Below are 11,739 nucleotides of genomic sequence, written 5' to 3' on the forward strand. Positions count from 1 at the left end.
GCAGATAGGGCCGTTCAATGCGGGGGAACCGTGTGCGGCGCGGGTTGGGTGCCGGCGGCATCCAGCACTGCCAGCGCCTTCTCAAAATCGTAGTTGCTGGTGTGTTCTTCGATGGCCCGCAGAGCACTGCCAAGTACCAGCTCCAACACCCTCACATTGTGTTGCAAATACTCCACCGCTGCTGAATCGTCCTGCGCCAGCAGGCTGCGCAATTGCGCCAGCACTCCAGGTGCCTCGCTCGGCCCGCCCTGCGCGGCGTTCGGCAATGGCACGGGTGCGCTTTGCACCCACGCCTGCAGGCCTGCCAGCAAGGGCTGAAGATGCAGGGCCAGCGCGTCGACTCGCTCTTGCAGCGCAGGCACGGGATCAGACTGCCGCACCCCCAGTTCAAGCGCTTGCGCCGCATCGGAAACACCCATTGCGCCGATGTTGGCGGCGACCGATCGCAAGGTGTGGGCCACGCGCTCGGCCAGCGACATATTGCCCACAGCCAGCGCCTCCCGCACGGTATGCACCACCTGGCCCTGCCCATCGCAGAACCTGCGCAGAAGATCGGCATAGAGCGCCGGCTTGCCCAGCGCGCGCTGCAGGCCCAGCGCCCCATCAAGCCCCGGCACTGACAGTGACGCAATCGGCGCGGAACCAGAAGCGGACGCCGGCACCGGTGCCGGTGTACCGTTCGCGTCCGGTTCGGTGCCGGGCGCCTGCCCCAGCCCTGGCCGCGGGCGAATCCATCGTGCCAGCGCCGCCCACAGCACGGCTGGTTCAATGGGCTTGGCCACATGGTCGTTCATTCCGGCGGCAAAACACCGCTGGCGGTCGGTCTCCAGGGCGTTGGCGGTCATGGCAACGACGGGCAGGTCGGCGTAGCGCGCATCGGCGCGCAGCCGCCGCGTGGCCGTCTCGCCGTCCATCACGGGCATTTGCATGTCCATCAGCACCACGTCGTAGCGGGTTGCCTCCAGCATCTCCAGTGCCATCTGCCCATTGCCGGCAACATCCACCACAAAACCGGCATCACGCAGCAACTCGGCCGCCACCAGCTGGTTGAGCTCGTTGTCTTCGACCAGCAACACCTGCGCGCCCCGGATGGCCTCGGGCAGCACATCGTTGCCGGGTGCTGGATGGGGCTCTGGGCGCTCACCCGTTGCCGTGTTTTCCGCGGGCTGCATCAGGGTGTCAAAAAGAACCGATGCATTCACGGGCTTGATCAGCACCGACTCTATGCCCTGCGTGCGGGCAGCGCGCATCACCTCCTCACGCCCATAGGCCGTGACCATCAGCATCTGCGGGGTTTCGGTCAGCCCCATTTTGCGAATGCGCGCCGCCAGCTCAATGCCGTCCATGCCGGGCATGTGCCAGTCCAGCAGCAGCAGGCCAAAGGGTGTTTGCTGTTGCACGGCGGTGCGCAGAACATCCAGGGCCTCGGCTCCAGAATGCGCCTGTTGCACCACAAAGCCCATGGACAACAACATGTCCGACAGCACGGTGGCCGCCGTGTGGTTGTCGTCCACCACCAGCACGCGGCGCCCGCGCAGGCTGGGAGGCGGCTCAAACCGGCGTGCAGGCGCGCCACGCTCCAGCGGCAGCGTCACCCAGAAGGTGGAGCCTTTGCCAAACTCGCTGTGCACGCCCACCTCGCCGCCCATCAGCTCGGCCAGACTCTTGCATATCGCCAGGCCCAGCCCGGTGCCGCCGTAGCGGCGCGTGGTGGATGTATCGGCCTGCTGAAAACTCTGAAAGAGCCGGTCCATCTGCTCGGCCGTGAGGCCGATGCCCGTGTCCCGCACTTCAAAGCGCAGCAGTACGCGCCGGGCATCCTGCTCTTGCACCCGCACGGCGATGCTGATTTCGCCGTGCTCAGTGAATTTGATGGCGTTGTTGGAATAATTGATGAGAATCTGTCCCAGCCGCAAGGCGTCGCCCACCAGGTTGGGCGGCACATCGGCGGCCACGTCGCACACCAGCTCAAGGCCCTTGGCGCCTGCCTTGTACCCCACCACATCCACCACGCCTTCCAGCATGCGGTCGAGCACAAAGGGATGTTTTTCCACCTCCAGCCGGCCCGCCTCGATCTTGGAAAAATCGAGGATGTCGTTGATCACGCCCAGCAGATGCTGGCCCGCCTGCTGGATCTTGCTCACATAGTCGTGCTGCCGGGCGCTCAGCCCCGATTTGAGCGCCAGGTGCGACATGCCGATGATGGCGTTCATGGGTGTGCGGATCTCGTGGCTCATGTTCGCCAGAAAACTGGACTTGAGGGCGGTGGCCTCCTCCGCCAGTTCCTTGGCCAGGCGCAGGTCTTGCTCGGCCTTCTGGCGGTCGGTGATATCCACAAAGGTGCCAATGGCGCCGCCCGGCGAGCCATCGGCCTGCGAAAAACCATGCAGCCAGAAAAGCGTGTGGTGCATTTCGCCATCGGCATAGGGCAGGTCCACCTCCTTGTGCACCGGCTGCGCACTGCACAGCGCCGCCTCCGCATCCTGATCGAACCGGGCCCGCTCTGCCTGCGGCAAAAACGGCAGGTCGAGCACGGTCTTGCCAATCAGTTCCTCGCGGCGCACGCCAAAGGCTTTTTCGTAGGCGGCGTTGAACCCGATGTAGCGCCCCTGCGCATCCTTGTAGAACAGCGGCACCGGAATGGCGTCGATCAGGGCTTGCTGAAAACCCAGCTGCTGCGCCACCTGCGCTTCGAGCTGTTTTTGGTCGTGGATATCGACATTGACTCCCACCACCCGCACGGCCTTTCCCTGTGCGTTGCGGATGATGCGGGCGGCCTCCAGAAACCAGCGCACCTCGCCGTCAGGGCGCACGATGCGCCAGGAATTGCGCAGGTAGTTTTCGGTGCCTGCCAGGCACTGATCAAAGTAGGCACTGGCGCGCTCACGGTCATCGGGGTGCAGGCAGGCCAGCCAGCCCGCCCGTCCGCTGGGCTGACTGCCCGCAGGCAAGCCGATCATGGACACCAGCTTGTCCGACCAGACGATGCTGTCGCGCTCCAGATCGACGTCGTACACGCCCACCTTGCCAGCCTCCTGGGCCAGCTCCAGCCGCTCTGCGGCCTGCTGCATGGCCACTTCGGCCTGCCGGGCCTCGCTGATGTCCTCAATCACCCAGATCGAAGCCGACTGGCAGCCCTCCAGTTGCAACCCGCGCCCCGACAGTCGCGCAACATAGGTGCTGCCGTCCAGACGGCACAGCGTCGCTTCTTCTCGCAATGCCTGCCCCTGCACCAGCCGTGGCACCACGCGTGCAATGAACTGCTCGGAACTGCCAGAGCCGCTGAACAATGTGGCCACGCTTTGCCCCAGCAAACCAGCCACCGTGCCGCGCATCAGCTCTACAAACGCCGGGTTGAACTGTTTGAACAGCCCATCGCAAACCAGCAGGATGGGTGGTGCATTGTCGAAAATGGCGGTTTGCTGCTCCAGCAACTCGTTGAGCAGACGCTCGCGGCGCTGCACCTCCTTTTGTGCCTGCATGCGCTCGGTGACATCCTCGTGCAGGCCCACCATGCCAATGCGCTTGCCAAGTTTGTCAAACACGGGGGACAGCGTGACCTCGTCGTGGTACAGGCTGCCGTCGCGCCGCCGATTGACAAACTGTCCCTGCCAGGACTGCCCCGACAGCAACGCAGACCACATCTGCTGGTAAGTGCCCGGCGACGTCTGGCCACTGGCAACGATGGACGGTTTTTTGCCGCGCACGTCCGTCAGGGCATAGCCCGTGTTGCGCTCATACTGCGGATTGACCCAGTCGATGAATCCGTCGCCATCGGTGATCACCACGGCCACGGGGCTGCTCTCCAGCGCGGCGCCCAGCACATGAAACCGCTCGCGTGCTGCAGCCACGCGCCTGCGGCTGACCAGCATGTCCCGCACCAACAAGCCCAGCAGGCTCAGCGCCAGCAAGGCCGCGCCTCCCACTTGCAGCCGCAGGGGCAGCGGCGTCAAGGCGCTGACGTCGTCCAGCGCCAGCAGTTGCCAGCTTCCGCCTGGATCTTTCCAGTCCAGGTCGCGCCGCCCTACCGCATGGGCCACGCCATTGATGTCCACCTGGGCCGCATCGGGAGAAAACGGCAGCGCCGAGGCCACGCCGTTGTCAAAATGGTGCCCCATCTGCCGTGAAGCGCGAACGGCATCAATGCGCGCCTGCGTCAGTGGCGGCGCCATGGAAAACAGCCATTCGGGGCGGGCCGAAGCGAAGGTCACGCCCTGGGGAGACAACAGCAGCATGGGCAGCCCGGCGCTGGCCAGCTGCGCATCCACCGATGCAAATCCCACCTTGACCATCACCACACCAATGATGGCGCTGCTGGGGGTGTCGCTTTCATACAGGGGCGCCGCGTAGTACAGGCCGCGCTCCCTGGTATTGCTGCCAATGGCGGCATACACGCTGGTGGCACCGCGCAGGGCCTGCTGAAAATAGGGGCGAAAAGCCAGGTTGATCCCTGTGGACCTGGTGCCCTGGGTTTCATGGGCCACCACGGTGCCATCGCTGGACATCACATAGACGCCATTGATCAGGAACCTGGCGCGCGCCACCGCCAGCCGGTTCAGGGCCGCGCCGTCATCTGGTGCCAGCGTGCCACGGGCCATGTCCTTGAGCAGCGGTTCGCTCAGCCCCAGCAGGGACACCACCCCCAGCAACCCGCCGCCCTGCACCTGCGCCATCAGCGCCTGGGCGGTCTGGTCCAGCAGCCGCGCGCGCTCCACGCTGCGCTCAGACTCACGCCAGCGCACCACCGCCTCCACCGCGAGCCAGCTGCCCAGCAGCGCCACCACCATCACCAGCGCCAATCCACTGGCCCGGCGCGCATTGCGATCCAGCACCCAGTCGAAAACCTGCCGGCCATCGCCGCCCCTCACCATGCGGCGTCTCCCGTCGGCGCGCGGATGCGTGCCGGCCTGTCAGTGCCCAGGGTGCAAATATGCATCGATGTTCTCCACAGGGCCCGGACGCCCAAACAAGTACCCCTGGAACTGCTCGCATCCATGCAAGCGCAAGAATGCCAGTTGCCCCGTGGTCTCCACCCCTTCGGCCACCACCTGCAGGTCAAGGCTCTCGGCCAATGCCAGGATGGTGCGCACAATGGCCGCGTCGTTAGGGTCGGTGAGCACGTCGCGCACGAAGCTCTGGTCGATCTTGACCTGGTCGAGTGGCAGCCGCTTGAGATAGCTCAGGCTGGAGTAGCCGGTGCCAAAGTCGTCCAGCGCAAATCCGACGCCTTCGCGCTTGAGCTGCCCCATGCGTTCAATAGTGTCTTCGATGTCGCCCAGCAACAGGCTCTCGGTGAGTTCGAGCTTGAGTTTGGTGGGGTTGGCGCCGCAGTTCGCCAGCGTTTGCAGTACGCCGCCAACAAAGTCCGGCTGGCGAAACTGGCGTGCGCTGACATTCACGGCGATCGAAAGGTTGCGCGTGGCTTCGTGCCCGCTCCAGCGCTGCAGCTGTTCGCACGCGGTCTGCAGCACAAATTGGCCCAGCGGCAAAATCAGGCCGGTCTGCTCGGCCAGGGGAATGAAGTCACCGGGGCTGACCATGCCGCGCTCTGGGTGACGCCAGCGCACCAGCGCCTCCACACCGATCAGGCGGGCGTGGTGGTCCACCACGGGCTGGTAGTGCACGCACAGCGCGCCACGCACCAGCCCCTGGCGCAGGTCGGCCTCCAGGTTGGAGCGGGCGTTGACGGCGGCCTGCATGTCCGGGTCGAAGAAGCGCTGGGTGTTGCGGCCCGCCGCCTTGGCCTGGTACATGGCCAGGTCGGCCCGTTTGAGCAGCTCGTCCACCGACAGGCGCTGGTCGCCAAACAGGGTGATGCCGATGCTGGGGGTGCTGTAATGTTGCTGCCCCCCCAGGTCAAAGGGCAGATTCAGGCTGGCCAGGAGTTTTTCGGCAACGATTTCAGCCTGGCTGGCAGCGTCGGGCAAATCGGTGTGCAGGGTTTCGAGCATGACCACGAATTCGTCACCGCCAAAACGGGCCACGGTATCGACTTCACGCACGCAACTGAGCAGCCGGGCGGCCACCTGGGACAAAAGATGGTCGCCCATGTCGTGGCCCAGGGTGTCGTTCAGGTCCTTGAAGTTGTCCAGGTCGATGAACAGCAGGGCGCCGAGCTGCAGCGAGCGTGCGCTGGCGGCCACCGCGCGCTGCAGCCGGTCGAGCAGCATGCGCCGGTTGGGCAGGCCCGTGAGCGCGTCATAAAACGCCAGCCGCTCGATCTCTCGTTCGGCGCGTTTGCGGTCGGTGATGTCCATGGTGAAGCCGTGGCACACCACCGAGCCATCGTCCTCGCGGTGGGGCACCGCATTGGTGATGTGCCAGCGCACGCTGCCGTCGGGCATGAAAACCCGGTACTCACATTGCCAGGGCACCAGAGTACGCAGCGAGACCGCCGCGGAGTGCCGCACATGGGCCGCATCTTCGGGCACGATGCGCCGCATCAGCACCTGAAAGTCACGGGTCACATCCTCGGGGTGGACCCCCATGAACTCGCGTACGGCATCACTGATGTATTGCACGCTGCTGGCGCCATCGGGATGCAGCCGGTATTCGTAGATGAACCCCGGAATGCGGCTGGCGATGCGCCGGATAAACAGCAGTTGCTCGCGCAGCTGCTCGGCTGCGCGGCGCTCGTCTGTCACATCCTGCACCACGCCCATCTCCACCGGCATGCCGTCGCCAGCACGCCCGTGGCGCATGCGTGATCGCATCCAGCGGATCTCGCCATCCGGGCGGCGCCAGCGGTATTCGATGTCGGCATCCTCCCCACTTTCGCGCGCCCGCTCGAAAACCTGCAAATCCTCGGGGACGATGCCGCTGAGCGCCCGCTCCAGGCTCAGCCACTCCTGCCGCTCAAACCCCGCGATGTCGCACAGGCCGGGCGACCACAACAGAACGGTTTCACCCGGGTCTTCAATCTGCCGCCAGTGCCCAGTGCGCGCCAGGCTTTCCATGGTGTTGAATACATCGGTCTGCTCATCGAGTTCGCGGCGTGCCTCCTCCAGGGCGCGCTCGGATACGGCCAGTGCGGCCCGCAGGGTTTCTGCCTCGGAGACATCGCGCACCGTCACCATGATGCTGTTGCTGGCGACACTGGCCACGCTGCGGGCAGACATCTCCCAGGCCAGCACCGGCCGCCCCGGCTCACGAACGACAGGTCGGCACTCCAGCGGCACGCCGGCACGTGCCACCGCGCACAACTGCTCGACGATGCCCACGCCCTGCATCAGGTCAAACACATCCAGTGCGTCGGTGCCGGGGCCACGCACCGCGCCCAGCCCAGGCATACGCCGCGCCGCTGCATTGGCAGCGACCAGCACCAGGCGCACCCCCTCCAGCCGAAACTCCATCAGCGCGAGGGGCAGCACCTCAAAAAAAGCCTGCAGACGCGCCTGTGCGGAGGGCGCTAGCACGCCCTCGCCATCGGGGGTCAGAAGATCGGTCAGCAATTCGGATGAGATCACTTTTGAGCACAACCCACTCGTAAAAAGGATGTTTGCGTGGACGCGGCGACGCAAAGCCCGCCCCCATTCACCGCACAGAGTATGTCAAAAGGTAACGGCAACCTAGGCAATTACGCGCCGATTCGCTAGGGGAAACCCGCAAAACGAACTGCTACAGTGCACGCCTCATTCACACCGCACCGCATGTCTGACACGCTCTCGCACCACACGCCCATGATGCAGCAGTATCTGGCCCTCAAGGCCGGGTACCCCGACACGCTGCTGTTCTACCGCATGGGCGACTTCTACGAGCTGTTCTGGCAAGACGCCGAAAAAGCCGCGCGCCTGCTCGACATCACGCTCACGCAGCGCGGCCAGTCGGCCGGCCAGCCGGTGATGATGGCCGGCGTGCCCTTCCATGCGCTGGAGAACTACCTCGCCCGGCTCATCAAGATGGGCGAGTCGGTGGCCATTGCCGAGCAGGTGGGCGATGTGGCCACGGCCAAGGGCCCGGTGGAGCGCAAGGTGGTGCGCGTGGTCACCCCCGGCACGCTGACCGACAGCGAACTGCTCTCCGACAAGGCCGAGGCGCTGCTGCTGGCCGTGCACCAGGGGCCGCGCGCGCGCTGCGGCCTGGCCTGGCTCAGCGTGACGCAGGGGCGCGTGTTCCTGGCCGAATGCGCACTCGATGCACTGGGCGGCTGGCTGGAGCGTGTGGCCCCGAGCGAGCTGATCTACAGCGCGGGCGTCACCGACCGCTTTGAGCAGCAATTGCAGGCACTGCGCCAGGGCGGCGCCTTCACCTGCCCCATGGCCCCGCGCCCCGACTGGCAGTTTGACAGCCAGCTCGGCGAGCGCAAGCTGCTCGAACACCTGGGCGCCGCCAGCCTGCAGGCCTGGAGCGCGCAAGACCTGCCCCTGGCCCACGCCGCCGCCGCCGCGCTGCTGCAGTACGCCGAACACACCCAGGGCCGCCAGCTCACCCATGTGCACAGTGTGCAGGTGCAGCGCGGCGACGACCTCATCGACCTGCCCGCCAGCACGCGCCGCAACCTCGAACTCGTCAAAACCCTGCGCGGCGAAGACGCCCCCACACTGTTCTCGCTGCTCGACACCTGCATGACCGGCATGGGCAGCCGCCTGCTCAAGAGCTGGCTGCTCGAACCCCGGCGCGACCGCGCCGAAGCGCGCCAACGCCTGGCCGCCACCACCGCCCTGCGCGGTGCGGGCAGCCAAGGCCCCTGGAGCGCGCTGCGGGGCGAACTCAAGGGCGTGAGCGACGTAGAACGCATCACGGCGCGCACCGCGCTGCGCCAGGTGCGCCCGCGTGAACTGGTGGCGCTGGGCAAGACGCTACAAAAAGCAGAGCTGCTAGCGCAATATGGACAAGCGCCAGAGCCCTATTTGGCTCAAATATTCAGCCACCTGCAGCCGCCTGCGGGCTGCACTGACCTGCTGCGCCGCGCCATCGACGAAGAACCCGCCGCGCTGGTGCGCGACGGCGGCGTGATTGCCAGCGGATTTGACGCCGAACTGGACGAGCTGCGCGGCATCCAGAGCAACTGCGACGCCTTCCTGCTCGACCTGGAAACGCGCGAGAAGGCGCGCACCGGCATCCCCAACCTGCGCGTGCAGTTCAACAAGGTGCACGGCTTCTATATTGAAGTGACCGGCAGCCACCTCGACAAGGTGCCCGACGACTACCGCCGCCGCCAGACGCTGAAGAACGCCGAGCGCTTCATCACGCCCGAGCTGAAAACCTTCGAGGACAAAGCCCTGTCGGCCAACGAGCGCGCCCTGGCGCGTGAAAAATGGCTGTACGAGCAAGTGCTCGACCAGCTCCAGCCGCACATTCCCCAACTCACCCGCCTGGCCCACGCGCTGGCCACGCTGGACGTGCTGGCCAGCTTGGCCGAACGCTCCCTCACGCTGGGCTGGTGTGCGCCGCAGTTCGTGAACGAGCCCTGCATCGAGATCGAGGCCGGCCGCCACCCCGTGGTGGAGGCGCGCCTGGCTGAAGTCTCGAGCGGCGCCTTCATCGCCAACCACACGCGCCTGAACGCCAACACGCGCATGCAGGTCATCACCGGCCCCAACATGGGCGGCAAATCGACCTACATGCGCCAGGTGGCGCTGATTGTGCTGCTCGCCAGCATGGGCAGCCATGTGCCGGCGGCCAGTTGCCGCCTGGGGCCGATTGACGCCATCCACACCCGCATCGGCGCGGCCGACGACCTGGCCAACGCGCAATCGACCTTCATGCTGGAGATGGTGGAAGCCGCGCAAATATTGCACGCCGCCACGCCGCACAGCCTGGTGCTGATGGACGAGATTGGCCGTGGCACCAGCACCTTCGACGGCCTGGCGCTGGCCAGCGGCATCGCCACGCACCTGCACGACAAGACCAAGGCGTTCACGCTGTTCGCCACGCACTACTTCGAGCTGACCGAACTGCCCGCCAAGGCGCGCCACGCCGTCAACATGCACGTGAGCGCGGCCGAAAGCGGTGCCGACATCGTGTTCCTGCACGAAATCCAGAGCGGCCCGGCCAGCCGCAGCTACGGCATCCAGGTGGCCAAACTGGCCGGCATGCCCGCGCCCGTGCTGCACCACGCCCGCCACACCCTGGCCGCGCTGGAAGAACGCGCGGGCGAGGGCGAATTGCAGGTGGACCTGTTCGCCCCGCCACCCGCTCCCGAGGTGACAACCCACAGCCCCGTCGAAGCCGCGCTGGCCGCCATCCACCCCGACCAGCTCAGCCCGCGCGAGGCGCTGGATGCGCTGTACCAGTTGAAGGCCGTCATGGGGAAGCCCACGCAAGCTTGACGCCCCCCATTTCATGCCGCATGATGGCATGACGTTTTTTGAAGGAGCACGCCATGCTCAAGGAAGTGGGCACCAGCGGCCAGATCTCGCTGGGCAAGAAGTACGCAGGGCAATTGTTCGAGGTGCAAACGGCTCCTGACGGCACCATCACGCTAATGCCGGTGAAAGTGGTGCCCGCCCCCCTCACCGCACAGGAAGAGCCCGCCCGCTACGCGGCAGCGGCGGGCACCGCAGACGGTGGGCTCACCCCTGAACGCCTGGCGCGCCGCGCTGCGGCCGCCGCACGCAGCCCGGCCGAGGTGGAGGCAGCGCGCGAGAAATGGGAAAGCGAGAACAAAGAAGCCATCGAAGCCTTCAATGCCCGCATGGCTAAGATCGGCTCCACGGGACGCCGCATCCACGAATGGTCCTCGCAACACGCCACCGAAATCGACCAATACAACGCCTGGGCCGAGCAGCGTGAACCCTACTCACAGCGCGTGCGTCGCTGGCGTGCAGAACAACAAAAATGAGCCATGGCACGCCTCGACATTTACGACAACCCCATTGAAGAAGACCGCCACGCGTTTCCCTATGTGATGGACATCCAGAGCGACCTGCTCTACCGCTTTGCCGAACGGGTTTGCGTTCCGCTGGCGGTGCCAGGTGCCTTTCCGGGCATGACTAAACGGTTCAACCCCGCCATTGCAGTGAACGATCAAATCGCCCATCTGCACCCCCTCGGCATAGCCGTTTTCCTGCGCAACGAGCTATCGCAACCCCGTGCCACCGGAAAGCCCCAAATGCTGGAAATTGAAACCGCACTCGACATGCTGCTGCGCGGCTACTGAGCACCCCATGACCCCCCAAGACTTCATCGCCAAATGGGGCGCGCCCGCTGGCGTGCCCGGCCCGGCCTACGCACTCAACGAAGAACAAGGCGCGCAAAGCCACTTTCTGGACCTGTGCGAACTGCTCGGCGTACCCAAGTCCGGCAGTGCCGAGGGCTACGAGTTCAAGACCAACCCCGTGCTCGACACCCTGGAGCACATCGAATGCCGCGATGCGCTGCTGGACTGGGGCACAGCGCAGACAGCGCAAAAACAAGGCGCAGTGCAGACACCAGCGCCCGCCCCAGGCGCAGCGCAGGTTTCGGATTCGGATCACGATTTTGCGCAGCAAAACTCGTGCTCTGACCCCGAAACCGGAACCCCGCCCCATCCCGGACCACCGGGCGCAGCCGCCGCACCGCAAGAAGCCACTTGGCCCACCGCCAACGTGGTCATCGGCAACCCGCCCTTCCTGGGTGACAAAAAAATGCGCACCGAACTGGGCGACGCCTACACCACCCTGCTGCGCAAAACCTACGAAGGCCGCGTGCCCGGCGGTACGCATGGGCCTTTGACGGGTCATAGCCCGCTTCGCTGACATTTCGCGAGAGTTCCCGCCCGATGGTGCTGCGGTGGCGACCAAGGTGCCCAGCGATGGC

General features: G+C 65.7%; 6 protein-coding genes and 1 pseudogene. 4 read left to right on the forward strand and 3 right to left on the reverse strand.

All coding sequences use genetic code 11. The annotated features are described in order from the left end of the window. Window positions 1-14 precede the first annotated feature (14 nt). Both B7Y64_RS12830 and B7Y64_RS12835 read right to left on the reverse strand, forming a co-directional pair. Window positions 15-4,871: a PAS domain S-box protein gene (locus tag B7Y64_RS12830; protein WP_291324517.1), complete on the reverse strand. Its 4,857-nt coding sequence runs from the start codon at window positions 4,869-4,871 to the stop codon at window positions 15-17. Window positions 4,872-4,910: 39 nt separating this feature from the next. Continuing rightward, window positions 4,911-7,466 (reverse strand): bifunctional diguanylate cyclase/phosphodiesterase, encoded by a 2,556-nt coding sequence (locus tag B7Y64_RS12835; RefSeq protein WP_291324518.1) that lies wholly within the window; start codon window positions 7,464-7,466, stop codon window positions 4,911-4,913. A gap of 183 nt (window positions 7,467-7,649) precedes the next feature. On the opposite strand from B7Y64_RS12835, the gene mutS reads away from it, so the two are divergent. From mutS to B7Y64_RS12855, 4 genes are read left to right on the forward strand one after another with little or no spacing between them, the layout of a single operon-like run. Continuing rightward, entirely contained in the window at window positions 7,650-10,271 is a 2,622-nt protein-coding gene (gene mutS, locus B7Y64_RS12840) for a DNA mismatch repair protein MutS (RefSeq protein WP_291324519.1), read from the forward strand. A gap of 53 nt (window positions 10,272-10,324) precedes the next feature. Continuing rightward, window positions 10,325-10,783 (forward strand): hypothetical protein, encoded by a 459-nt coding sequence (locus B7Y64_RS12845; RefSeq protein WP_291324520.1) that lies wholly within the window; start codon window positions 10,325-10,327, stop codon window positions 10,781-10,783. A 3-nt stretch (window positions 10,784-10,786) separates the two neighbouring features. Continuing rightward, window positions 10,787-11,101 carry a CcdB family protein gene (locus tag B7Y64_RS12850; protein WP_024815892.1) on the forward strand — a complete coding sequence of 105 codons (315 nt, stop codon included), beginning with the start codon at window positions 10,787-10,789 and terminating at the stop codon, window positions 11,099-11,101. Between the two features lie 7 nt (window positions 11,102-11,108). Next, a complete protein-coding gene (locus B7Y64_RS12855; RefSeq protein ID WP_291324521.1) occupies window positions 11,109-11,678 on the forward strand; it encodes a hypothetical protein in 570 nt (189 codons plus the stop codon). A gap of 4 nt (window positions 11,679-11,682) precedes the next feature. On the opposite strand, the pseudogene B7Y64_RS18995 reads toward B7Y64_RS12855, so the two are convergent. Next, a pseudogene (locus B7Y64_RS18995) lies at window positions 11,683-11,736 on the reverse strand (hypothetical protein); the annotation flags it as partial. Window positions 11,737-11,739: the final 3 nt, after the last annotated feature.

Source organism: Acidovorax sp. 35-64-16 (genome assembly GCF_002281195.1).
GTDB lineage: Bacteria > Pseudomonadota > Gammaproteobacteria > Burkholderiales > Burkholderiaceae_C > Acidovorax > Acidovorax defluvii.